Source organism: Arthrobacter sp. Edens01, assembly GCF_001307035.1.
In the GTDB taxonomy this organism is placed as follows: Bacteria; Actinomycetota; Actinomycetes; order Actinomycetales; family Micrococcaceae; genus Arthrobacter_B.
In genome coordinates this window covers 694-23,813 of sequence record NZ_LKIU01000003.1, presented here as the reverse complement: position 1 = coordinate 23,813, position 23,120 = coordinate 694, and the positions used below count along the sequence as shown (strand labels likewise).

Annotated in this window: 20 protein-coding genes; 13 read left to right on the top strand and 7 right to left on the bottom strand. The window is 64.2% G+C overall.

All coding sequences use genetic code 11. The features are described 5' to 3' along the window. The first annotated feature begins 21 nt into the window (after positions 1–21). The gene (locus AO716_RS04550; protein ID WP_152969860.1) at positions 22–894 is read left to right on the top strand and encodes a DUF6707 family protein; all 873 of its coding nucleotides are present in this window, start codon (positions 22–24) and stop codon (positions 892–894) included. Here AO716_RS04550 and AO716_RS04545 read toward each other — a convergent pair. Beyond that, positions 891–2,012 (bottom strand): FUSC family protein, encoded by a 1,122-nt coding sequence (locus tag AO716_RS04545; RefSeq protein WP_235471997.1) that lies wholly within the window; start codon positions 2,010–2,012, stop codon positions 891–893. The genes AO716_RS04550 and AO716_RS04545 overlap by 4 nt on opposite strands. Positions 2,013–2,144: 132 nt before the next feature. Here AO716_RS04545 and tgt point away from each other — a divergent pair, with 132 nt between their 5' ends. Further along, positions 2,145–3,413, top strand: a complete 1,269-nt coding sequence (gene tgt / locus AO716_RS04540; RefSeq protein WP_082413325.1) for a tRNA guanosine(34) transglycosylase Tgt — start codon at positions 2,145–2,147, stop codon at positions 3,411–3,413. Here tgt and AO716_RS04535 read toward each other — a convergent pair. Next, positions 3,410–4,168: a queuosine precursor transporter gene (locus AO716_RS04535; protein WP_055239791.1), complete on the bottom strand. Its 759-nt coding sequence runs from the start codon at positions 4,166–4,168 to the stop codon at positions 3,410–3,412. The two genes, tgt and AO716_RS04535, sit on opposite strands and share 4 nt — an antisense overlap. A 189-nt stretch (positions 4,169–4,357) precedes the next feature. Between AO716_RS04535 and AO716_RS04530 the strand changes: the two genes are divergently transcribed. From AO716_RS04530 to AO716_RS04510, 5 genes are all read left to right on the top strand, one after another. Next, positions 4,358–5,053, top strand: coding sequence for a TetR/AcrR family transcriptional regulator (locus AO716_RS04530; RefSeq protein WP_055239790.1), 696 nt, complete (start codon positions 4,358–4,360; stop codon positions 5,051–5,053). After that, on the top strand, positions 5,046–5,528 hold the full coding sequence (locus tag AO716_RS04525) for a hypothetical protein (protein WP_055239789.1): 483 nt from the start codon (positions 5,046–5,048) through the stop codon (positions 5,526–5,528). Before AO716_RS04530 ends, AO716_RS04525 begins: the two co-directional genes overlap by 8 nt. Positions 5,529–5,589: 61 nt before the next feature. Beyond that, positions 5,590–6,417: a hydroxymethylpyrimidine/phosphomethylpyrimidine kinase gene (locus tag AO716_RS04520; RefSeq protein ID WP_055239788.1), complete on the top strand. Its 828-nt coding sequence runs from the start codon at positions 5,590–5,592 to the stop codon at positions 6,415–6,417. Between the two features lie 385 nt (positions 6,418–6,802). Next, a complete protein-coding gene (locus AO716_RS04515; RefSeq protein WP_235471996.1) occupies positions 6,803–10,402 on the top strand; it encodes a S8 family serine peptidase in 3,600 nt (1,199 codons plus the stop codon). Between the two features lie 163 nt (positions 10,403–10,565). Then, a complete protein-coding gene (locus AO716_RS04510) occupies positions 10,566–11,681 on the top strand; it encodes a hypothetical protein (RefSeq protein ID WP_055239787.1) in 1,116 nt (371 codons plus the stop codon). A gap of 4 nt (positions 11,682–11,685) precedes the next feature. Here the strand turns inward: AO716_RS04510 and AO716_RS04505 are convergent, their stop codons facing one another. After that, positions 11,686–12,573, bottom strand: coding sequence for an Fpg/Nei family DNA glycosylase (locus AO716_RS04505; RefSeq protein WP_055239786.1), 888 nt, complete (start codon positions 12,571–12,573; stop codon positions 11,686–11,688). Positions 12,574–12,643: 70 nt separating this feature from the next. On the opposite strand from AO716_RS04505, the gene map reads away from it, so the two are divergent. Beyond that, positions 12,644–13,420 carry a type I methionyl aminopeptidase gene (gene map, locus AO716_RS04500; protein ID WP_055239785.1) on the top strand — a complete coding sequence of 259 codons (777 nt, stop codon included), beginning with the start codon at positions 12,644–12,646 and terminating at the stop codon, positions 13,418–13,420. A gap of 107 nt (positions 13,421–13,527) precedes the next feature. Here the strand turns inward: map and AO716_RS04495 are convergent, their stop codons facing one another. Next, positions 13,528–15,024 carry a helix-turn-helix transcriptional regulator gene (locus tag AO716_RS04495; RefSeq protein ID WP_055239784.1) on the bottom strand — a complete coding sequence of 499 codons (1,497 nt, stop codon included), beginning with the start codon at positions 15,022–15,024 and terminating at the stop codon, positions 13,528–13,530. Positions 15,025–15,172: 148 nt separating this feature from the next. Between AO716_RS04495 and aceA the strand changes: the two genes are divergently transcribed. From aceA to AO716_RS04480, 3 genes are all read left to right on the top strand, one after another. Continuing rightward, on the top strand, positions 15,173–16,480 hold the full coding sequence (gene aceA / locus AO716_RS04490) for an isocitrate lyase (RefSeq protein ID WP_055239783.1): 1,308 nt from the start codon (positions 15,173–15,175) through the stop codon (positions 16,478–16,480). A 129-nt stretch (positions 16,481–16,609) separates the two neighbouring features. Further along, positions 16,610–18,244 (top strand): malate synthase A, encoded by a 1,635-nt coding sequence (gene aceB, locus AO716_RS04485; protein ID WP_055239782.1) that lies wholly within the window; start codon positions 16,610–16,612, stop codon positions 18,242–18,244. Between the two features lie 184 nt (positions 18,245–18,428). Then, a complete protein-coding gene (locus AO716_RS04480; protein WP_082413323.1) occupies positions 18,429–19,907 on the top strand; it encodes an amino acid permease in 1,479 nt (492 codons plus the stop codon). Here AO716_RS04480 and AO716_RS04475 read toward each other — a convergent pair. Further along, a complete protein-coding gene (locus tag AO716_RS04475; protein WP_055239781.1) occupies positions 19,904–20,275 on the bottom strand; it encodes a VOC family protein in 372 nt (123 codons plus the stop codon). The two genes, AO716_RS04480 and AO716_RS04475, sit on opposite strands and share 4 nt — an antisense overlap. Before the next feature lie 79 nt (positions 20,276–20,354). Here AO716_RS04475 and AO716_RS04470 point away from each other — a divergent pair, with 79 nt between their 5' ends. Continuing rightward, a complete protein-coding gene (locus AO716_RS04470) occupies positions 20,355–21,062 on the top strand; it encodes a DsbA family protein (RefSeq protein ID WP_055239851.1) in 708 nt (235 codons plus the stop codon). Here AO716_RS04470 and AO716_RS04465 read toward each other — a convergent pair. Together AO716_RS04465 and AO716_RS04460 are read right to left on the bottom strand one after the other, a co-directional pair. Beyond that, complete coding sequence (locus tag AO716_RS04465; protein ID WP_055239780.1) at positions 21,059–21,736, bottom strand: LytR C-terminal domain-containing protein; 678 nt, start codon at positions 21,734–21,736, stop codon at positions 21,059–21,061. The two genes, AO716_RS04470 and AO716_RS04465, sit on opposite strands and share 4 nt — an antisense overlap. Continuing rightward, the gene (locus AO716_RS04460) at positions 21,729–22,028 is read right to left on the bottom strand and encodes a type II toxin-antitoxin system VapB family antitoxin (RefSeq protein WP_055239850.1); all 300 of its coding nucleotides are present in this window, start codon (positions 22,026–22,028) and stop codon (positions 21,729–21,731) included. Before AO716_RS04460 ends, AO716_RS04465 begins: the two co-directional genes overlap by 8 nt. A gap of 116 nt (positions 22,029–22,144) precedes the next feature. Here AO716_RS04460 and AO716_RS04455 point away from each other — a divergent pair, with 116 nt between their 5' ends. After that, positions 22,145–23,038, top strand: coding sequence for a hypothetical protein (locus tag AO716_RS04455; protein ID WP_055239779.1), 894 nt, complete (start codon positions 22,145–22,147; stop codon positions 23,036–23,038). Positions 23,039–23,120: the final 82 nt, after the last annotated feature.

Below are 23,120 nucleotides of genomic sequence, written 5' to 3'. Positions count from 1 at the left end.
TTCGAGTGCTAAGGAACAGCCATGTCGATGAGTGTGCCGGATAAGTATGCCTTCCGGGTCAATGCCGAACTGCTTGTACCAGGGCAGAAAATTGTCCTGGACGAGCTGACCCTGGCACCGCTGGCAGCGGTCCGCGTTGAGGAAGATGACCTCGGCACTCCCGCACTGGTGATCGCAGACCTGAAAGACGGGGAAACCCTGCGCATCGCCTACGGCTCGGCTGTCCGCGTCGCAGCTCCTGCACCCGAGAAGAATGCCGCGGAAGCCGTCCGCAGCGTCCCCACCGAGGAAGAAACCTACGCCGCCGTCCTGGCCGCCGCCGAAGCCGCCCACCCTGAGGACCGCACCGTCAAGGAACTGTCCGCGCGGCTCGGCCGGGGCCTGAACGTCAAAGCCGGCAGCAACCTGCAGGACGTGCGGGACCTGGCGCACACGCTGTACGTCGATCTGGGCGACGCTGAGAACGCGCTGGCCGTCTGCAGCCTGATTACCGGACTGGGCTTCGACGGAAACTACGGCCGTTGGAACTGGATCCAGGGTGCCCTCGCCCTCGCGGCACACATCACGCATGAAACCGGAGACCGCGAAGCCTCAGCCGCCTTTGCACAGGCTGTCCGTGCCGGAGACCACGCGGAATCGGACCCGCTAAAAGCCAAGCTCTCGGCTGAGCTCCTGCAGCGCCAGCTCAACGAACCAAACCTGTACGACCGCGAAATCCAGCGGGCGGCCGAAGCAGGGGACGAACACAGCGAGCGGGACTGGCGGATCCTGCGCCTGGACACGCTTCTCTACCTGCGTGCGCACGGCGGGTCGCAAACCTATTCCGACGCCGAGCTGCAGCGGCGCATCCGCACCGAGCTGAGCGCGGTGCGCGGGCTGAACCTGGACCTCTAGGCCCGGGCGGCAGCTCCGGGATGGGTGCCGCTTTTCCGTGGCTGAACGCGGTTCGCCCGGACCTGCAGCAGTATTACCAGCGCCATGCCCACTGCTGCACCGATCACTGTCTCCACCGCACGATCCTGAATGAGCGTCACGGGATCACTGGCGTGGGAAAGCTCCGTGCTCAGCAGCGCCAGGGGGGTGATGACCACCTGGGCCAGCGCATAGTTCCTGGCGATGAAAAGCTCAGCTCCGCACTGCAGCAGTGCGATCACCAGGACCAGCTGCCACGGCGCCAGCCCGGCCAGCAGAATCACCGCCGTGATGCCAAGCCCGCCGAAGGTTCCGAGCATCCTGTTTATCCCGCGGTGTATCCGGTGCCGGAAGGTAGCCCCAACCAGGGGAACCGTCGCCGCAACCATCGCCCAGTAGTTGTGGCCAATCCCCAGCAGCGTCGCTATGGACCCGGCGGACGCTGCCGCCACTGCATAAAGGCCGCCGTCCGTCCAGACCGCCTTGCGCTGGGCGGAAGAGAGAGGCAGCCGCACTGGCTTCTCCCAGGGCGTTCGGTACCGTGCCCGGAGCATCCCGGAGCACCCCAGGAGGAGGGCGAAGGCGATCGTTGCGCCCGCTGCCAGCATGGCCTGCCAGATGGGCGGATGCCCGGGGACGGATGAGATGGCTGCATAAGCGAAGATGTGGAACAGCGATCCAGCCGGACGGAGCCGCCAGAAGCCTGTGGCTACGGTTCCCAGTCCCGCAACCACCGTGGTCCCCAGCACGATTCCCCACTCGCCCGGGCCCAGCCGGGACGTCAGTACCCCGGCCAGAATCACGGCGAACATAAGCGTTCCGGCGCGCATTTGGTGCCCGAGGCGCTGGCGGTGCGGTTCGTTCCTGCCGTAGATGCCGGTAAAGGCACCGAACGCAACGAAGATGGCCAGGTCGATCCGGCCGAGCAGCAGGAGGGTAAGGAGCGGCACACCGATGCCAATCCCGCAGCGGATGGCTACGCGGTGGTCATTGTTGGCAGGGGCAATGTGGAACATTTCGCGCAGGTGGTTCAAGGGTGCGTCGAGGGCCTTTCTAACGTCCGGGCAGCAGTCAGCGGCCGGGGCGGAGAACCGCCCCATTTACCCTACGCTTCAGGGCAGCGCCCCGGCGCTTTATGTGTTCTGGCTCGCTGCCCCACTGCGGCGGGCCTTAGCGGATCCGCGCCACAGGCCCACCCGGAGCGGCGGGGCCTGTGGGTAAGGCAAAATGGAATGGTGTCCTCTTCCGGTTTTTCCTTTGCCCTCGGTAAGCGCCTGCGTGAAACCGTTCCCGACTCCGGCTCACGCGCCAAGGAAAACGGCGGTGAGTTCCAGGGCCGTACCGGCGTAATCAGCACCCCGCACGGAGAAATCCACACGCCGGCGTTCATTGCCGTCGGCACCAAGGCCACCGTGAAGGCCGTCCTGCCGGAGTCCGTTGCCCAGCTTGGGGCACAGGCGGTCCTGGCCAATGCCTACCACCTCTACCTGCAGCCGGGAGCTGACATCCTGGATGAGGCGGGCGGTCTGGGGAAGTTCATGAACTGGCCCGGCCCCACCTTCACCGATTCGGGCGGATTCCAGGTCATGAGCCTTGGTGCCGGTTTCAAGAAGGTCATCAACATGAACGCCGACGGCACTACGCATGCCACCGGCGCTGATGACGACGTCGCGCCAGGCAAGGAGCGCCTGGCACACATCGATGACGACGGCGTCTGGTTCAAGTCCCACCTCAACGGTGACAAGCACCGCTTCACCCCGGAAATCTCCATGCAGGTGCAGCACCAGCTGGGCGCGGACATTATGTTCGCCTTCGATGAGCTGACTACCCTGCTGAACTCACGCGGCTACCAGGAACGTTCCCTTGAACGGACCCGGCTGTGGGCCGAACGCTGCCTCGTTGAGCACCGCAGGCTCACCGAAGAGCGTTCACACCGTCCGTACCAGGCACTCTTCGGTGTCCTGCAGGGAGCCCAGTATGAGGACCTGCGCCGCAAGGCTTCCCGGGACCTGGGTGCCATGGGCTTCGACGGCTTCGGCATTGGCGGAGCCCTGGAAAAGGAAAACCTCGGAACGATTGTCCGCTGGTGCACCGAAGAACTGCCGGAGGATAAGCCGCGGCACCTCCTGGGCATCTCCGAGCCGGATGACATCTTCACCGCGATTGAAAACGGAGCCGACACCTTCGACTGTGTCTCCCCCACCCGTGTGGCGCGCAATTCGGCGTTCTACACGCCGTACGGCCGCAAAAACCTCTCCAATGCCAAGTTCAAGCGGGACTTCGGGCCGCTCGTGGACGGCTGCGACTGCTATGCGTGCGCCAACTACTCCCGCGCCTACATCCAGCACCTGTTCAAGGCCAATGAGATGGTCAGCCACACGCTGATTTCAATCCACAACGAGCGCTTCACCGTAAAGCTGGTCGACGACGCGCGCCTGGCAATCGAGGACGGAACGTTCTTCGAGTTCAAGGACGAGGTCCTGCGGAAGTACTACAGCTAGGCGCGGCCCCGCAGGCTATGCTTCCTGGGGGCAGACTTGCCGTAAGTCGGTTCGCGCTTCTTGATCGCCTTGATTACCGCTGAGGTGACCGGGACAAAGAGGAACTCCACGGCCGTCTTGTAGACAAACCCGAAGATCACGTAGTTCACGAACTGCCCCGCGTCGGTGATGCCGATCACCGGTGCTGCAATCGCGCAGAAGATCAGGGTGTCCGCGAATTCGCCAACCCCAGTGGAGGCCATCAGCCGTCCCACCAGTGCGCGTTCGCTGAAACGCGCCTTCATACGGGTCAGTACCAGCGCGTTCAGCAGCTGCCCGGCGAGGAATCCGAGGAGCGACGCCGCCACGATCTGCCAGACCGGCCCCAGGGCTGCTTCGAAGGCGGCCTGCTTTTCGACGCCGTAGGCATCATCGAATCCCGGCAGGGCAATGATCACCGCGAAGGAAAGCACCGCGAACGCGGCCATGGCGAAGCCCATGTAAATGGCCCTTCGTGCGGCCTTGAACCCGTAGACCTCGCTGATCACGTCGCCCAGGATGTAGGCCAGCGGGAAGAGGAAGAACCCGCCGTCGGTAATGATGCTGAAGTCGCCGAAGACCGGGCCCAGCACCACGCCCTTGGAGGCTCCGATGTTGGAAACGATGATCACGACGCACATCAGGGTCAGGATCAGGTCGTAATGCGAGCTTCCCCGGGAGGCGTAGCTGGGTGCGGGGCGTGCCTGGCGGGCAGCAGCCGGGGTTGGTGAAGACATGGTTTTCCCGTTTCGGTTAGTGGTTCGCCTGGGCTCACGCCCGGCTGTATTAGCACTTGCCCGCTGTCCCGGGCGGCCCAGAGGACCAGCGTCAATTCTGCCATGTTTTTTCCTGCGCCACATTTTTGAACATGTTCAAGAATGTGATGTAATTTGCGGGTAGAAGGACATAAGAGGAACAGAGGACCGATGGCCGCCGGGTCAAAGAGTGAAGCCACCCGGCAGCGGCTGGTAGAGGCCGCGACGCAGCTTTTCCGCGACCAGGGATTTGAACGCACCACCATGCGCGGCATCGCCGCTGCGGCCGGCGTCTCCACGGGAAACGCCTATTACTACTTCTCCTCCAAAGACGCGATCGTGGCCGAGCTCTACCGGTCGCTGCAGGACGAACACCGCTCCGCCGCCCTGCCGCTGCTGCGCGAAGGGCACAACCTGGGTGAACACCTGCGGGTCATCCTGCAGGCAAATCTGGATGTCCTTGCCCCGTACCATTCCCTGGGCCATCAGTTCCTCAAGACCGCAGCCCTCCCGGCGCCGCAGAAAACCCGCCAGGGCACTGGCGCGGCGCAGGCAGTGCAGGCGGACGCGGCACAGGTCGGCCGCGGCAAGTCGATCGCGGTCTACCGCCAGGCCGTGCAGGCTGCGCGCCCGCAGCCCCCGCTGGCGGTCCGCGACGATCTCCCGGAACTGCTATGGCTGGTCCACATGGGCGTCACCCTCTTCTGGGTCTACGACTCCTCTCCCGGGCAGGCACGCTCCCGCCGCCTGGTGGCAAACACGGCCCCGCTGGTCGCCAAGCTTGTGATCCTCTCCCGCCTACCGGTTGTGCGCAATATCGTGGAAGATGTGGTGAAGCTGCTGCGAGGAGCACGATCGCATGACTGAAAACGCGGACGACGACGGTGTCGCCACAGCGGGCACCGACAGTGCCGCTTCCTCCGCCAATGCGCCCATGCTGCTCGCCCCTCGCGTCACCTTCGGCCCCGTTGCCTTTGTCACCGGGTACGCCATTGCCTGCCTGCTGGTCGCTGTGATGGCGACCGTAGCGATTGGGTGGGGAACCTCGCGGGATTTCTGGGGCTACCTTTGGATCATCGTGATTGCGGCGTTCTATGCCGCCGGCATGGGACTCCCGACCGCTGCGCCCGTGGGCCTGGTCCTGGGGCTGATGCTGCGCGGCGTTCCCAACCAGTGGCTGCATGTCCTGGCCTTTTTTCTGGTTCCGACCCTGCTGGCCTGGCTGGTCATTGGGCTGATCGCCGGATCGATCGGCGTGCCGCTGCTTATGGCACTGGCAATCGGAATGTCAGCGGCCGCCGGGAGGCTGGCTGTCTGGCGGCTTATGGACGTGCGTTACTAGCCCTGCGGCCTGCAGCGAAACCGGGTGGCGGGGCGCCCTGGGTTAGGTAGAAGATGTACCTATGTCTTCAAACACACACCCTCCCGTCACGCTCACCATCGCCGGCTCCGAAGCCACCGGCGGAGCAGGCGCCCAGGCTGATCTCAAGACCTTCCAGGAGCTTGGCACCTACGGCATTGCGGCCCTGACCTGCATCGTGTCCTTCGATCCCAAGGACAACTGGAACCACCGCTTCGTGCCTGTAGATTCCCAGGTCATCGCAGACCAGCTCGAGGCCATTCAGACTGCCTATGACCTGGGCACCGTGAAGATCGGCATGCTGGGCACCCCGGCCACCATCGACACAGTGGCAAAGGCCCTGCAGAGCCAGGACTGGACCAACATCGTGCTGGACCCCGTACTGATCTGCAAGGGACAGGAGCCGGGAGCGGCACTGGACACCGACCAGGCCCTGAAGGCGCAGATCCTTCCGCTGGCCACCTTTGTTACCCCGAACCACTTCGAATCCATGTCACTTGCCGGCATGGACGCAATCGAATCCGTGGAGGACCTCAAGGAGGCAGCCCGCCGCATCCACGAAGCATCAGGCGCAGTGGTGCTCGCCAAGGGCGGCGTGCGGCTGGAAGGTGAGGACGCCGTCGACGTTTTCTATGACGGCCAGGCTATGGAAGTGCTCCGCGCCCCGAAGGTAGGCGACGTTGCCGTCAGCGGTGCCGGCTGCACCCTGGCCGCCGCCATCACAGCCGAACTCGCCAAGGGTGCGACGCCGCTGGAGGCTGCCCGCACCGCCAAGGCTTTTGTTACCGAAGGAATCCGCAACCGGGTCTCCTCCAACACCCCGTTCGATGCGCTCTGGCAGGGCGGCGCCGCCAGCGGTCCGGCCCTCTAGACGCACGAATAACCTGCCACGCAAAAGGCGGCCTTTCAATATTCTTTGAAAGGCCGCCTTTTGCATGCTTATCCAGCACAAAAGACTCTGCGTCAATACCGTCAGCAAAAATTGCCGAAGTATTTAGGAAACCTTTGATGATGCGGGTTGCTCCCTTAGGGTATGCCTACGGCTGCAGTCATTTCTTGGGGGCCGTAGGTGCACGCTGGCACCCCACCACGGGGGTATGGGGGCACAAAGGTAAAGCTGTCACGTGTGTCAGCAGCCGGCAGGTGGCGTTTGTAAGTCTCTAGTCTCTAGGTCTTCGACGGCGTTCTTCCGGTAGCACGCGGCGGAATGTTCAAGGAGCACAATGAGACGGTCCATTCATCACAGGCCAGGTGCTGTGGCTACTGCTGCAGTTGCCGGCCTTGCACTCACGGCAGGCCTAGGCCTACCGGCCCATGCCACTGAACCCGCCGGCACGGACAACGCTGCCCAAGGATTCACGGTTGAAAAGTTTGCGGAGCAAAAGGTATCCCCGAGCCTCCGCGGCGTTGACGGTGAAGTCTCCGTCTACGTCCAGTTCACCGGCGAAGGCGCCTTCGAGCAGACCCAGCCGGACGCAGTCAAGGAAGGCAAGCGGGAGCCTGTAGTTGATGCTCCCCGTGTGCAGCAGATCCGGTCAGCCATTGAATCCCAGGCTGAGTCGGTGGCCGCGGAAGCGGACGCAAGCACCCTTTACACCACCACCAACAGCCTTCCCGGCGTGGGCATCGTCGGCGATGCAGACGCCATCAAGGCCCTGGCAGAGCGCGACGACGTCGCGAAGATCACCCGGATCGTCCCCAAGACAATCGACAACAAGGGTGCGGATATTGATACCCGCGCCCTTAATACCTGGGTCGAACGCCAGCAGACCGGCAACGGCATCACCATCGCTGTCCTGGACACCGGCATCGATTACACGCACAGTGACTTCGGCGGCCCCGGCACCATCGAGGCCTACGAGGCAGCCCAGGCCTCCCCGGTTATCCCTGCCGCCGACAGCGGCCTGATCGACACGGACAAGTTCATCGGCGGCTATGACCTGGTGGGCGATGACTATAACGCCGACCCGTCCGCTGCGAATTACCAGCCGATCCCCAAGCCGGACCTCAACCCGATGGACTGCCAGGGCCACGGTACCCACGTGGCAGGCACAGCTGCCGGCTACGGAACAGGCTCTGATGGCGCCACGTTCAAGGGCGATTACTCGTCCCTGACAGCGGCGGACGTCAACGACATGCGCATCGGCCCGGGTTCCGCTCCGGAAGCGCAGCTGGTCAGCATCCGTGTCTTCGGCTGCACCGGTTCCTCCGAGGTAGTGGGCCAGGCCCTTGACTACGTCCTGGACCCCAACGGCGACGGCGACTTCTCCGACCGCGCGCAGGTCGTGAACATGTCACTCGGCTCCGACTACGCACCTGTCGATGATCCCGAGAATGACATCGTGGACAAGCTGACCGAACAGGGCATCCTCTCCGTAGTCGCTTCCGGCAACGCCGGCGACGTCTACAACGTTGGCGGTTCCCCCGGCAACGCCAAGTCCTCCCTGACTGTGGCCAGCTCCATCGGTTCGCAGATTTCGCTGGACCGCGCCGAAATCGTCAGCGCTGAGGAATCCACGGGAACCACCACCGCTGCCGGACAGTACTCCGTGAACTTCAACTACTCGGATCCCGCCGTTTCTCCTGAACGGCTGACCGGCGACGTCGTGGTGGCCCCCGCCTCCAATGCCTTCGGCTGCACCGCTTTCCCGGCCGGTTCCCTGACTGACAAATGGGTCTGGATCCAGTGGGAAGACGAAAACGGCGCGTTCCCCTGTGGTTCAGGCGTCCGGTTCAACAACGCGGAGGCTGCCGGCGCAACCGGCGTCGTCCTGGATTCTCCCCGCGACGTGTTCGACGCCGGAATCGGCGGCAACACCACGCTTCCCGGCATCCAGCTCAACCGCGAGTCCTCCGAGCGGCTGCGTCCCGCCGCCGTCGAGGGTTCCCTGACTGTGCGCCTCGACCCGGCTTTCATGGGCACCGCAACTGGCCCATCCAACGCCCTGGACACGGTTAGCTCCTTCTCCTCCCGCGGTCTGCACGGCTCCAACGGTGTGGTGAAGCCCGACGTCGCTGCCCCCGGTTCGTCGATCGGTTCAGCCAACGTCGGTTCCGGCAACGGCGCCTCGGTAAGCAGCGGCACCTCCATGGCTACGCCGCACGTCGCCGGCCTGGCTGCCCTGCTCTACGCCGCTACGGACTACAGCCCGTACGAGGTCAAGAACACCATCATGAACACGGCCACCCATGACGTCCTGGCCGCCAACGGCGCCGTGCACGGTCCTAACCGTGTCGGATCCGGACGCGTGGATGTCCTTGACGCCGTCAACTCCAAGGTCATGGCCTACGATTCCGAGGACCAGACGCTCACCAGCGTCAACTTCGGCATCCTGGAAGTTGGCGCCGATGCGCTGACCGTGACCCGCAAGGTCACGGTCCAGAACAAGTCGGACCGCCCGCGCACGTTTGACGTCAGCTACCTGCCGGCCTCCACCATGCCCGGCGTGGAAATCACTACGGCTCCCAGCGTCAGCGTTGGTGCCAACGCCAAGGCAACCGTAGACGTAACGCTCACGATCACCGATCCGACGACCCTGGCCAAGACGATGGATCCGGCGGCCGATGTGGAGCAGCTGGGTCTTCAGCGCCAGTACCTGGCTGATGTCTCCGGACGCGTCCAGCTGGCAAGTGCCGGCATCCCCACCCTGCGTGTGCCCGTCTACTCGGCTCCCAAGCCGACGTCGGACATGACAGCCGGTACCGAGATCAGCTTTGCTGATTCCGAGGCACTGGCAGCGGACGTGACCCTCACGGGACGCGACCTGCTGCAGGGAACGGGAGATTCCACTTATCTGTCCCTGGTTTCGCCGCTGGTTCTTGGCGCCCAGAGCGACAAGCGTGATGACCTGGCACTGGAGTCCATGAACTCAATGGACCTTTCCGCAGTCGGTGCATCCACCACCGTTCCGGCCGTGAAGGCTGCGGGCGGCGACGCGCTGGACGGCGTGCTCAACTTCGGCCTGAGCACGTGGGACAACTGGCCCATCCTGGGCGGCCACAATGAGGTCAACGTCGAGATCGACACCAACATGGACGGCACGGCCGACTACCTCGTAGCCACTGGCCGAGCCGATGACCTGGACCTGGTCCTGGTCAACACCTACCGCCTGAACCCGAACGGCACCTCAACCCTGGTAGACCAGACCGGTGCCAACGGCCAGCAGGGCAACATGGACACCAACACCTTCGACAGCAACACGGTGACCCTTCCGGTCAGCGTCGCTGCCCTGGGACTGGATCCGGCCGCTGACTCCCTGCCGTTGCAGTACAAGGTTGTGACGTGGAGCCTGTACAACGTCGATAACACCGGACGAACCGTACCGGTGGATTCAACGGAGTTCATCAAGTTCGACGCCGCCAACCCGGCACTGTGGTTCTCCGGCGCCTCGCCGGATGCGCTGTTCGCAGACGTCGACGGCGGAAAGCTCACGGTCAACCGCAGCCAGGACACCACCGAAGCCTCGGCGCTGTTCCTGCACCTGCACAACGCCACTGGTGATCTCTCCGGCAACGCCGGCCTCGGCGAACGTGCCGAGATCCTGCCGGTCGTCGTACCCGAAAAGGTCGTGAACCCGGTCAGCGCTGTCAGCAAGTGCAACGCTTTCAAGGCCGAGATCACCGTGACCCTCACGAACAACGGTGACCGCCGCGCGGATATCGATCTGAAGTCCCCGCACGGCAATGCCAAGGTCATGAAGCTCGAGCCGGGACAGACGACGACGGCGGTCATCAAGACCCGCCAGCTGTCCGTTCCTGCCGGCGAGGTGACTGCCCACTACAAGTTCCTCGGTAAGGGCAAGGCAGAGAAGGTCGACTACACGGCGTCTTACGGCGCAGTGAAGTGCAGCCGCTAGGCAGCTAGCTAAGCACTGACAAAACAACACACAGACGACGGGCCCCGGATCAAATCCGGGGCCCGTCCTCGTCCAGGGCACATACTGGGGAGGACCTATTTGGGGGGCTACGTTGGGGGATGCATTGATCCAAGAAACAGGACGAGACGAAACAACCGGAACCATGCTGAAGGCAGGTCATCGTGTCAGCGTCCGGTTTGGCCCGGGCGCAGTGTCCAACCGGGACATGGACGAGCGTGCCGTGAGTGAAAACCTGGCTGCGTCGGGAGGCCTGCGGGTCGCACCCCTGCTGGTCTTTCCAGGGAATGCTCTGGGGGAACGCTGGGTTGCCGTGGGTTACGTCCTCATCGCTGTCGGCCCGGAAGACACAGCCCTCGAAGCGACACTCGTGGCCGCTTGGTCTGAGAACGGCAGGGCCAACGAGTTTGCGCTTGTGCCCGAGGACGATTCTGAGCGCCGAAAAGAAATCGAACGGATGACAGCGGAGCATCTGCATGCAGCGGTTGGTGGTGCCCGCGTACCGGAAGACCGCGCACACGCGGCGGCGTCCCTCGCAAAGCACTTCTCCGAACTCTCGCGTAACGCGGTCGCCTCAGTCCGCCAGATTCGTTACGCACTGGAGACGTGTCTCGCCGAATCAAGCACGGACACCAAGGCCTCCGAACAGTACACAGATGTCATCGCCGCCCTGCTTCAGCTGAACATCATCTGCGGCCGGGCGGCTGATCAAGCCCGCGAATCCGTACGGGAAGGGTTGTGGGTTCACAGCACTGATTCCGAGGCCTATCACGCATACCGGAAGCTTCAGGACCCTACCCTCATCAATCAGTACGAGCCGGCAGCATACGCGACCAGGCCGTGGATGAGGCTGCATGACGCCGCCGTCCGGCAGTGTCAGGAAATGTGCCGGCAGCTGGAAAAAGAATCAGAATCCATACGCATGCTGCTATCGGCTGCGTCCAGCATCTCCGGCTCCCGGGAGGCAGATGCCCAGGCACGTTTCAACCTCCTGGTTGCCCTCCTATCCATCGGCCTCGGAATCCCTGCCCTTTTCCTGACGATGTACGGAGCGAACCTGCTGCTGCCCATGAATACCTGGCCGAAAGTTGGCGCGTTCCTGCCCGTCGGGCTCGCGCTGCTTGGCGCCGGAGCCGCCGCGATTTGGTATGCCCCGCGGGGATCCAAGCGGCGGGTCTGGCTGCTCTGCGGCACTTCTGTGATTGTGGTGCTGATTTTTATGGTCGTGGCGGCGATTCTCGCTCCGGTGTCCCTGAGCTAGAGGCTCACTTCAGCAGCTTCGACATCCGCCGGTCCGCCAGCAGCTTTCCGCCGGTCTGGCAGGTGGGGCAGTACTGCAGGGATGAATCGGCAAAGGAGACTTCCCGGACTGTGTCACCGCAGACCGGACAGGGTTCCCCGGTACGGGCGTGGACCCGCAGGGCACGGCGTTTGGAGTCCTTCAGTTCGGCTGCCGGGCGTCCCGCTGCATTGTCGATCGCGGATTCAAGCACCGCGTGCATGGCCTGGTAAAGCCGCTCCACTTCCTCAGGTTTCAGCTTGGCTGCGTTGGCGAACGGTGAGAGATGGGCAGCGTGCAGGATCTCGTCGCTGTAAGCGTTCCCAATTCCCGCGATCACCGACTGGTCCCGCAGCAGGCCCTTGATCTGGCCCCGGTGCCCGGCGACCAGCGCCGCAAAAGTCTTCGGGTCGACGTCGAACGCTTCCGGTCCCAGCCGCGCGACGCCCGGCACTTCGTCGGGGTCCCGAACCAGGTAGACGGCCAGGGACTTCTTGGTTCCGGCTTCGGTGAGGTCGAATCCGGGTTCATCACCACCCGGCTCCGGCGGACTGAACCGCACCCGCATTGCCATCCTGCCCTTGCCTGGCCGCAGCCTTCCCGGCTTCAGTGCATCCGACCACCGAAGCCACCCGGCCTTGGCCAAATGCATCACCAGGTGCACTCCCCCGGCGGTGATGATCAGGTACTTGCCGCGGCGTTCGACCGCGCTCACGGGGCCGCTCTGCAGCTCATCCAGCGGCACGCCCGCTGTCTTCAGGACGGCGAAGGAAAGCACCTCGACGTCGCTAACCTGCGCGGGCGGAGCGTACTCCGGCAACAGCTTTGTCCGCAGGAAATCGGCGAGTCCCTGCACTTCGGGCATCTCGGGCATGCCTACACCCTAGACGGTCTGCCAGAATGCAGAACAGACACCTATTTCCCCCGCCCTCGAAAGGCACCACATGATCGAGATCCTGAACCCGGCCGAAGTGGCGAAGGCACGCGTCACCGGCCGCCTGGTCGCGGACATCCTGCAGACGATGAAAAAGCGGGCAACAGTCGGCACCAACCTGCTGGAAATCGACCGGTGGACGGGAGAAATGATCCGCGAAGCCGGGGCAGAGTCCTGCTACATCGACTACGCGCCATCCTTCGGCCGCGGGCCTTTCGGCCACTACATCTGCACCGGTGTGAACGATGCCGTGCTGCACGGGCTGCCGCACGACTACGAGCTGCAGGACGGCGATCTGCTCAGCCTGGACCTGGCTGTGTCCAAGGCCGGGATTGCCGCCGACTCCGCGATCAGCTTTGTGGTGGGGGACGCCAAACCGGCCGAGAGCATAAAGCTCATTACCGCCACCGAACGGGCACTGGCAGCCGGAATTGCCGCCGCCGGGCCGGGAGCACGGATCGGCGACCTCTCCCATGCCATCGGCACGGTACTCTCCGAAGCCGGCTACCCCGTCAACACCGAGTTCGGCGGCCACGGCATCGGCTCCACCATGCACCAGGACCCGCACATCCCCAACACAGGCCGGCCCGGACGCGGCTATGTGCTCAGCCCCGGCCTGATGCTCGCACTGGAGCCGTGGGTCATGGCGGACACCGACCAGCTGACCTTTGACGCGGACGGCTGGACGCTGCGCAGTGCAACCGGCGCCCGCAGCGCCCACAGCGAGCACACCATTGTTATTACGGACGACGGCGCCGAGATCCTTACGCTTCCCACGCCGTCGTAATCCCTCTCCTGCACTCCCCGCCGACCGCCGAGAGGCCAGTTACGGCTCTTTTCGGGCGTGAAACGAGCCGTAACTGGCCTCTCGATGGGTGACATGGGCGAACCGCGTCAGTCCCCGGAGTGCGCCTGCAGGAAGCTGTACACCTCAGTCTCATCCACGCCCGGGAACGCGCCCGGGGGCAGCGCGGCCAGCAGGTGCGAGTGCGCGCGGGCACTCGGCCAGGCCATGCCCGACCATTCAGTGGCCAGCTCCGACGGCGGCGTGCGGCAGCAGTCCGGGTCCGGGCAGCGTGACTTGGACCGCTCGGTGGTGTCCCGCCCGCGGAACCACTTCACATGGGCGTACGGAACGCCGATGCTCAGCGAGAACAGTCCGCCGGAACTCCGCTCGGTCCGGGCGGTGCACCAGAACGTGCCCGCCGGAGTGTCGGTGTACTGGTTGTAGGCACTGAATTTGTCCGGCACCGAGAACACCTCACGGCTGGTCCAGTACCGGCAGATCGGCTGGCCCTCGATCGCGCCGGTGTGGTCGGAAGGGAACGTCACGCCGTCGTTTTCGTAGGCCTTGTAGACAATGCCGCTCTCGTGGACCTTCTGGAAATGGGTGTGGATGCCCAGGTGTTCAGTGGCCAGGTTGGTGAAGCGGTGCGCGGCTGTTTCGTAGGAGACCGCAAACGCGTCACGGATATCCTCGACGGCGATTTCCTTGGCTGCCTTGGCCCGCTGCAGGAACTCGACCGTCGCCTTCTCCGGCAGCAGCAGGGCTGCGGCGAAGTAGTTGGTGGCCACGCGCTGGCTGAGGAACTCCCCGTAGCTTCGCGGTGTCTGGTGGTCCAGGACGTAGTGCCCCAGTGCCTGCAGCAGTACTGAGCGCGGATCATGCTCGGAGCGCTGGGACTGGGTCAGGTAGATCCGTTTGTTCTTCAGGTCGGTGACGGAACGGGTGGAGTGCGGCAGGTCCGAGACGTGGTGCAGGCTAAAGCCCAGGTGCGCGGCAATGTCAGCAATAACGTGCTGGGACAGCGGACCGTTGGTATGCCCCACCGAATCCAGGACCTTCTGTGCCGCCTGTTCGTACTCCGGGAAGTAGTTGTTCCGCTCCCGCATCATCGCCCGGAGCTCGCCGTTGGCGCGGCGGGCTTCCTCCGGCGTTGCTACCTGTTCGTTCAGGCGGCGCTCAAGTTCAGTCTGCAGCCCAACCAGGGATTCAAGCACGTCCAGCGGCAAACGCGAAGAAACGCGAACCTTCGGAAGGCCCAGGGACTGGTACAGCGGTCCGCGCTGGGCACGTTCCAGCTCGATTTCAAGTGCCGCGCGCCGGCTGGGCGGCTCCGAGCCGAGCAGCTGGTCGATACTCACGTCCAGCGCCTTGGCCAGGGACTGCAGCAGGCCAAGTTTCGGCTCACGCTTGCCGTTTTCGATCAGCGAGAGCTGTGATGCCACGGTCCCGACGGCGGCGCCCAGGTCATCGAGTGTCATGCCTTTGCCCTTGCGCAGGTGGCGTACCCGGCGGCCCAGGGAGATGACGTCGAGCGTGGAGTCAGCAGCGCCGTCGTCGTTCGCTTTGCCGGTTGAAATGGGCCGGTTCCATGTTGCGCTGGTCACAAATTCACAATAAGCGAAGAACTGCGTTTCTTTCCATAGAAAACCTCTAGAAAGGGGGTTGTTTTTGCCCGAGTGTTGATTGCACAGCAAGGAAATGCCGGATCCACGCACCGCCGGCAACGCACCGCAACCTAGGAGACGTAAGGCAATGACGCAGGTACCCAGCCACGAACAGACAGCACGCACCGCAGAGCAGCTCGCCCAGGATTGGGCCACCGATCCCCGCTGGGACGGCATCGAGCGCGATTACACTGCCGAAGACGTCGTCAAGCTCCGTGGCCGCGTCCAGGAGGAGCACACCCTGGCCCGCCGCGGTGCCGAGAAGCTGTGGGACCAGCTGCGCAACGCCGGCGATGAGGGGTACACGAACGCACTGGGTGCCCTGACTGGCAACCAAGCCGTGCAGCAGGTCAAGGCCGGGCTGAAGGCCATCTACCTCTCCGGCTGGCAGGTTGCCGCTGACGCCAACAATTCCGGCCACACCTACCCGGACCAGTCGCTCTACCCGGCCAACTCGGTTCCCACCGTCGTCCGCCGCATCAACAACGCCCTGCTCCGCGCAGACCAGATCGAGTTCGCCGAAGGCATCCAGTCCGTGGATGACTACCTGGTGCCGATCGTGGCCGACGCCGAAGCCGGCTTCGGCGGCCCGCTGAACGCCTACGAACTGATGAAGTCCATGATCCAGGCCGGCGCCTCGGGCGTTCACTGGGAGGACCAGCTCGCCTCGGAGAAGAAGTGCGGCCACCTCGGCGGCAAGGTGCTGATCCCCACCAGCCAGCACATCCGCACCCTTAACGCTGCCCGTCTGGCAGCCGACGTCGCAGACACACCCACCGTGGTGATCGCCCGCACCGACGCCGAGGCAGCAACCCTGATCACGTCCGACGTCGACGAGCGGGACCAGGAGTTCATCACGGGCGAGCGCACCGCTGAAGGCTTCTACAAGGTCCGCAACGGCATTGAGCCCTGCATCGCCCGGGCCAAGGCCTACGCACCGTACTCCGACCTCATCTGGATGGAGACCGGCACCCCGGACCTGGAAATGGCCCGCAAGTTCTCCGAAGCTGTCCGTTCGGAATTCCCGGACCAGATGCTGGCCTACAACTGCTCGCCGTCGTTCAACTGGAAGAAGCACCTGGACGATGACACCATCGCCAAGTTCCAGCGCGAACTCGGTGCCATGGGCTTCAAGTTCCAGTTCATCACCCTCGCCGGCTTCCACGCCCTGAACTACTCCATGTTCGACCTGGCCCACGGCTACGCCCGGTCCGGCATGAGCGCCTACGTGGAACTGCAGGAGCGCGAGTTCGGCGCCGAAGACCGCGGCTACACCGCTACCCGTCACCAGCGCGAAGTCGGCACCGGCTACTTCGACGCAATTGCCACCGCCCTGAACCCCGAGGGCAGCACCCTGGCACTGGCCGGCTCCACCGAAACCGCCCAGTTCCACTAACCAGCACCACTCTCCCCGCCCCATCGAGATAGCAGAAACTGCCCGTTAGGGCCTCGAAAAGAGCACTTTCTGTTATCTCGATGGGCGGGCGGGAAACCCAAATTCTTGAAACACGCCAAGGAGCACGCCATGAACGATCCCATCACCCTGAACGGTATTTCCCTCACCGCTTCGCCGGTCCGCCGGCAGGAGGAGATCCTCACCCCGCAGGCCCTGGACTTCGTCAAGGCGCTGCACCAGGCCACCCACACCCGCCGCCAGGAGCTTCTCCAGCAGCGCCAGGCCCGGCGGCAGAAGATCTCCAACGGCGCTGACCCCTCGTTCCTGCCGGAGACCCGCCACATCCGCGAAGACGACTCCTGGAAAGTGGCTCCCACCGCTCCGGGCCTGGAAGACCGCCGCGTGGAGATCACCGGCCCCGTGGACCGGAAGATGACCATCAACGCCCTGAACTCCGGTGCCAAGGTATGGCTGGCGGACATGGAGGACTCCTCCACGCCGTCGTGGTCCAACGTGATCAACGGGCAGCTGAACCTGCGTGATGCCCTGAACAACAGGCTTGGCTTCACCTCGCCCGAGGGCAAGGAATACAAGATCAACGGCACCACGCTCACCGACCTGCCCACCATTGTGGTCCGGCCCCGCGGCTGGCACCTGCCGGAAAAGCACATGCTGGTAAACAACACCCCGATTGCCGGCGGAATCGTGGACTTCGGCCTCTACTTCTTCCACAACGCGCACCGGCTGATCGCTGAAGGCCGCGGCCCGTACTTCTACCTGCCGAAGATCGAGAACCACCTCGAGGCCCGGCTGTGGAATGACATCTTCATCCTGGCCCAGGACCTGCTCGGCATCCCGCAGGGCACCATCCGCGCCACCGTGCTGATCGAAACCATCACCGCAGCCTTCGAGATGGAAGAGATCCTCTACGAACTGCGGGACCACGCTGCAGGCCTGAACGCCGGCCGCTGGGACTACATCTTCTCGGTGATCAAGAACTTCCGCACCCGCGGTCCGCGCTTCATCCTCCCGGACCGTTCAATGGTGACCATGACCGCTCCGTTTATGCGCTCCTACACCGAGCAGCTGGTTCGGGCCTGCCACCGCCGCGGAGCCCACGCAATCGGCGGTATGGCCGCCTTCATCCCCAACCGCCGGGACAAGGCAGCGAACGACGTCGCGATGGAGCGGGTGCACGCAGACAAGACCCGTGAAGCCAACGACGGGTTCGACGGTTCCTGGGTTGCCCATCCGGACCTGGTGCCGGTGGCCATGGAGGTGTTCGACGGCGTACTGGGCGACCGTCCCAACCAGCTGGACCGTTCCCGCGAGGACGTGATCCCGAACGACAAGGAGCTGCTCAACGTTGCAGCCACCCCGGGCGTAATCACCGAAGCCGGCATCCGCAGCAACATCGAGGTGGGAATCCGCTACATCGAGTCCTGGCTCCGCGGCAACGGCGCAGCTGCCATCAACAACCTGATGGAAGACGCCGCCACTGCGGAGATCTCCCGTTCGCAGGTCTGGCAGTGGATCCACTCCTCCGCAGTGACCGACGAGGGCGAGATTGTGACCCAGCACTGGGTGGAGGAGCTCATGGACGACGAGTTCTCCAAGCTGGAGCGCTTCGACGGTGACCGTTTCGAGGACGCCTTGGAGCTGTTCGAGGAAGTGGCCTGCGGCGAGCAGTTCCCCACGTTCCTCACCGTTCCTGCCTACGCCCGGTTCCTGCACGAATCCCGGGAACCGGCTGCGGCTGCCTAGGCAGTTAGTCATCGAGAGCGGGGCCGGACGCGAAAGCGTCCGGCCCCGCTTATCGCCTTAAACCGGATCAGCTGTGGCCGATGCCACGGCAGTACGGGTCCAGCTCACAGCATGGAACAAGTTGGGAGGCGTAGCATTGATAGGCCGCCGCTGCGGCTAATCCCCCAGTTCAAGGTGTTTCTCCATGTCTTCCTTCGGCCAAGCGCTGGCCCGCGGACTCAACGTCCGGCACATCCGCTTTATGGCACTCGGCTCGGCTATCGGCACGGGCCTGTTTTACGGATCCGCTGCCGCCATCCAGGCAGCCGGTCCCGCCGTGCTCCTTGCCTACATCATCGGCGGAGCAGCGGTCTTCCTGGTAATGCGTGCGCTGGGCGAAATGGCCGTGCGGCATCCTGTGTCTGGCTCCTTCGGCCAGTACGCCAGCCGGTACCTCGGCCCGTTCGCCGGGTTCATCACAGGTTGGACGTTCGCCTTCGAGATGGCCATCGTTGCCATCGCCGACGTCACGGCGTTTGGCATCTACATGGGCTTCTGGTTCCCGGACGTCCCGCGCTGGATCTGGATTCTCGCCGTCGTGCTCCTGATTGCCGCCCTGAACCTCATGCGGGTAAAGGTGTTCGGGGAGACCGAGTTCTGGCTCTCAATCATCAAGGTGGCAGCGATCATCGCCATGATTGCCGGCGGGGCAGCAATCATCGTCTTCGGATTTGGGCTGGAGGATGCCGCCAATCCGGGACTGGACACGCTGCTGGGCTCCGGCGGCTTCTTCGCCAACGGGTTCTGGGGCCTGCTGGCGTCCTTCTCCGTAGTGATGTTCGCGTTCGGCGGCATTGAAACCATCGGCATCACCGCTGGTGAGGCGGAGAACCCGAAGAAGGCCATCCCCGCTGCCGTGAACACCGTTCCGGTGCGGATCCTGCTCTTCTACATCGGCGCCCTCGCCGTGCTGATGATGATCTTCCCGTGGGAGCAGATCGACGGGGAAACCAGCCCGTTCGTGCAGATCTTCGATTCGCTCGGAATCCCGGCCGCCGCGCACATCCTCAACGCCGTCGTCATTACGGCCGCTCTCTCAGCCATCAACTCAGACACCTTCGGGGCCGGACGCATGATGTTCTCCCTCGCACAGCAGGGCCAGGCCCCGGCCGGATTCGCCAGGGTTTCCCGCCGCGGCGTGCCGTGGATGACCGTGGCCGTCATGGCCGGGGTGCTGCTGGTTGGCGTGGTGCTCAACGCCGTGCTGCCTGAATCCCTGTTCCTGCTGATCGCCTCGATCGCCACGTTCGCCACCGTTTGGGTGTGGCTGATGATCCTGCTGTCCCACATCGCCATGAAGCGTGAGATCAAGCGCAATTCCCTGCCGGCCTCGGAGTTCGGCGTGCCGTTCTGGCCGGTTGCCTCCTACGCGGCGCTGGCGTTCATGGTCTTTATTGTCGTGCTGCTGGGCATCATGCCGGACACCCGTGTCGCCCTGATCGTGGGGGTTGTGTGGATCGGCTTCCTCTTTGCCGCCTACCGGATCTGGGTCCGCGGCACCGGCCGGCAGCGCGCAGAACTGGCCGATGAGACGGGCACGGAGTACGACGCCGCTGCCCGGCCCGGCGCCCCGGTCGCGGACGCGGCGGACGCCCCTGCGCCGGACGCGGCGGAGCAGCGCTAGCCTTCGCCCCAGCAGAGGCAGAACGGATGGCCGGCGGGATCTGCGTACACCTGGAAGCCGTTGGGGACAGTCGTGTCCGGGGCTGCCTGCAGCAGCTCCGCTCCCAGAGCCAGGGCTTCGGCGTGGGCTGAGTCCAGGTCCTCAACGTAGAGGTCCAGATGCATCTGCTGCGGCTGTCCGTCCGGCCACTGCGGCCTGATGTGGTCCGGTGCCAGCTGGATGGCGAGGACTTTCTCGCCGTCCACCCGGATGCTGTGCCAGTCGTAGTCTGTTTCAACAACCGTTCCGCCGAGCATTGAAGCCCAGAACGTGCTCTCCACGTTGAGGTCCGGTGCGTCTATGGCGAGTACCTGCCTGCGAATTTTCATGCCGGGATCATGCCACAGGAAACCGGGGCAGGGAATGGTGCCGGGAATAGATCAGGTTCGTCCCGTAGTTGCCGACAGTGTGTTGGTAGAAATCTGGTCCGATATCGGATGCCCCTGGTGTTTCATAGGCAAGCGGCGCTTTGAGGCTGCCCTGTCCCGTTTCGAGCATGCCCCGGAGGTGGAAGTCCGCTGGCGCAGCTACCAGCTTGATCCAACCCTCCCGGAGCGTTTCGAAGGCTCGGAGGTCGAGTACCTGAGCAAGGTGAAGGGAATGGATCCCGCGCAGGTTTCCGGGATGCTGCAGCACGTCACCGAGCAGGCCGCCGGTGTCGGGCTGAGCTACCGCTTTGATGAGCTGAAGGTCGCAAATACGTTCACCGCGCACCGGCTCATCCACCTTGCCCGTGACACGCGCGGCGCCGAAGCCGCTGCTGCCGTGAAGGAAGCGCTGCTCTCGGCACACTTCGAAAAGGGCCTGGACATCTCGGACAAGGCGGTTCTGGCCGGCATCGGCGCTGATGCCGGGCTGGATGCGGAAGCAGTGCGCGAAGCCCTGTCCGGCACGGATTACACCGATTCAGTGAACGCTGACATTGCCGAGGCGCGTGCCCTGGGAGTCACCGGTGTGCCGTTCTTTGTCCTGGACAGGAAGTACGGCCTTTCCGGTGCACAGCCTGAAGACCTGTTCCTGCAGGCGCTGACACAGGCGTGGGCTGAAAGCCACCAGCCGCTCCAGCCCGTCGTGGCAGAAGGCGGAGCCTGCGCCGTGGATGGCAGCGGCTGCTAGCCCGCTTCCGCTCCTTCACTCTTCCAGGGGCAGGTGATCGGACCGGGAGCTGCGGCCTGCGCTGTTTCAAGCGGAACCAGGTCGCTGTAGCCGGAGCCGAGGACAACGTCCACTGACGCATCCTCCCTGTCGTCCTGGATGTACTGGGTGTCCGGGATCTGCTGCTGGAGGGTGAAGGCTCCGGGTTCGCCTTCGGGCCCGGAGAGGATGATGGCCGTCATTCCTTCCCGGTTCACGGTGCTGTTGCCCACTACGCCTATCGCAAAGCCGCGGGTCTTCAGCGCCTCGGCGACCTGCCCGGCGAGCCCGGGAGTCGCCGTCGTGTTGTAGACGTTTACCGTGACGGACTCCGGCGACTGGTACGTGTAGGGGCCTGCGGGACATCCCGATTCCGCTGCCGGGCGGGGTTCCGCGCGGGGCAGTGATATCCAGCCCGCCGTGATTCCCTGCGCCACCACTGCGGCTCCGATGAGCACGGCGATCAGCAGGCCGAGCACCACTGTGTGCAGCGTGCGCTTGCGGCGCGCGCGCTCCTCCGCGGCCTCGGTGCTTTCGTCGTCGTCAAAAACGGCACCCAGATCCTGCTCGGTGACAATTCGGTGGCCGTGCCACTCCGTGGGGTCGCCCTCTTCCTGAGCTCCCTTGCGCTGCCCTCGAGGGGGCTCGTTAGTCATCGATCACCAGCACACGGGCGTGCAGGATGGTGCGCTGATGCAGTGCCGTCCTGACTGCCCGGTGCAGTCCGTCTTCCAGGTACATGGTGCCCCTCCATTGCACTACGTGCGGAAAAAGGTCTCCAAAGAAGGTCGAGTCCTCGGCCAGCAAAGCTCCGAGATCCAGGGTGGCCTTAGTGGTCACCAGCTCGTCCAGCCGGACCTGCCGGGGAGGTACCGCTGCCCAGTCCTTGGGAGTTACGTATCCATGGTCGGGGTAGGGGCGCTCGTCGCCAACAGCTTTGAAGATCACTAATCCAGAGTAGAGAAGTTCAGCACCCAAGGAAACAGGACGCCCCGGCAGCACCCGCAGGATTACGCCGATCGGGGCCGAATACGGCATGTGTGCAGGTCCGGGGATACTTAAGCATGACTTCTGCACGTTTTGGACTCCTGCTCGACGTCGACGGTCCGGTCGCTTCCCCGGTTACCCGTTCGGTCTCCCCTGCCGTGATCGGCCACCTCGTTTCGCTTGCCTCCGCAGGGTGGCCGGTGGTGTTCAATACCGGCCGATCGGATGACTTTATCCGCAAGCAGGTCATGGAGCCGATGATCGCCGCCGGCCTTCCCTCCGGCGTCCAGCTGCATGCCATCTGCGAAAAGGGCGGCGTCTGGTTCTCCTTCAACGGGTCCGGGCCGGGTGACGTGAGCGTGGATGAGGACCTGGCGCTGCCGGACTCCTACGCTGCCGCCATCCGGGAGCTGGTGGCCCGAAAGTACACCGGGCACATGTTCTTCGACGAGACCAAGCGGTCAATGGTCTCGGTGGAGCAGAACGTGGACGTTGCCAACGCGGATTACCTGGCTGAGCAGAAAGAGTTCGACGCCGATGCCCTGGCGCTGATGTCTGAGTTCGACATGGGAGTGTGCCGGCTGGACCACCACGCGCCGAACTCGGACGATTCAGTCGACTACCGGATCGATCCCACCATCATCTCCACGGACATCGAGGCACTCGGCGTGGGCAAGGACCTTGGCGCCCGGCGGGCCCTGGCACTGCTGGAGGCCAACGGTACTGCTGTCCCGCGGACGTGGCGGACGGTAGGCGACTCACGCACCGACTACGCAATGGCAGATGAACTCCATGCCCTGGGCTACGACGTCGCGCATGTGGACGTGCGTCCGGCCGACGGCGTGCCCGCCAAGCCGTATCCGGTACTCACCGCAGGGGAACGAATCCACGACGACGCCGGGGAGGCGTTCCTGCGCCGGTGGACGCAGATGGCTGCCGGGGAGGCTTCGGACGACTCGTCCGTGGTCTAGGTTCCGGCGCAACCTTCGGGGAGGTCTCGCAGTTTGGAGGGGGTTTCCGGGAACCTTCGGTGAGTTATCGCCGCTTTGCGTG

What these genes read in the sequence shown, in the direction of transcription:
- tgt (WP_082413325.1), top strand. Translation starts at nt 2,145, where the DNA reads ATGGTGTCCTCTTCCGGTTTTTCCTTTGCCCTCGGTAAGCGCCTGCGT.
- AO716_RS04530 (WP_055239790.1), top strand. Translation starts at nt 4,358, where the DNA reads ATGGCCGCCGGGTCAAAGAGTGAAGCCACCCGGCAGCGGCTGGTAGAG.
- aceB (WP_055239782.1), top strand. Translation starts at nt 16,610, where the DNA reads ATGAACGATCCCATCACCCTGAACGGTATTTCCCTCACCGCTTCGCCG.
- AO716_RS04520 (WP_055239788.1), top strand. Translation starts at nt 5,590, where the DNA reads ATGTCTTCAAACACACACCCTCCCGTCACGCTCACCATCGCCGGCTCC.
- AO716_RS04535 (WP_055239791.1), bottom strand. Translation starts at nt 4,168, where the DNA reads ATGTCTTCACCAACCCCGGCTGCTGCCCGCCAGGCACGCCCCGCACCC.
- AO716_RS04475 (WP_055239781.1), bottom strand. Translation starts at nt 20,275, where the DNA reads ATGAAAATTCGCAGGCAGGTACTCGCCATAGACGCACCGGACCTCAAC.
- AO716_RS04465 (WP_055239780.1), bottom strand. Translation starts at nt 21,736, where the DNA reads ATGACTAACGAGCCCCCTCGAGGGCAGCGCAAGGGAGCTCAGGAAGAG.
- AO716_RS04545 (WP_235471997.1), bottom strand. Translation starts at nt 2,012, where the DNA reads ATGGGGCGGTTCTCCGCCCCGGCCGCTGACTGCTGCCCGGACGTTAGA.
- AO716_RS04455 (WP_055239779.1), top strand. Translation starts at nt 22,145, where the DNA reads ATGACTTCTGCACGTTTTGGACTCCTGCTCGACGTCGACGGTCCGGTC.
- AO716_RS04550 (WP_152969860.1), top strand. Translation starts at nt 22, where the DNA reads ATGTCGATGAGTGTGCCGGATAAGTATGCCTTCCGGGTCAATGCCGAA.
- aceA (WP_055239783.1), top strand. Translation starts at nt 15,173, where the DNA reads ATGACGCAGGTACCCAGCCACGAACAGACAGCACGCACCGCAGAGCAG.
- map (WP_055239785.1), top strand. Translation starts at nt 12,644, where the DNA reads ATGATCGAGATCCTGAACCCGGCCGAAGTGGCGAAGGCACGCGTCACC.
- AO716_RS04525 (WP_055239789.1), top strand. Translation starts at nt 5,046, where the DNA reads ATGACTGAAAACGCGGACGACGACGGTGTCGCCACAGCGGGCACCGAC.
- AO716_RS04505 (WP_055239786.1), bottom strand. Translation starts at nt 12,573, where the DNA reads ATGCCCGAGATGCCCGAAGTGCAGGGACTCGCCGATTTCCTGCGGACA.
- AO716_RS04480 (WP_082413323.1), top strand. Translation starts at nt 18,429, where the DNA reads ATGTCTTCCTTCGGCCAAGCGCTGGCCCGCGGACTCAACGTCCGGCAC.
- AO716_RS04510 (WP_055239787.1), top strand. Translation starts at nt 10,566, where the DNA reads ATGCTGAAGGCAGGTCATCGTGTCAGCGTCCGGTTTGGCCCGGGCGCA.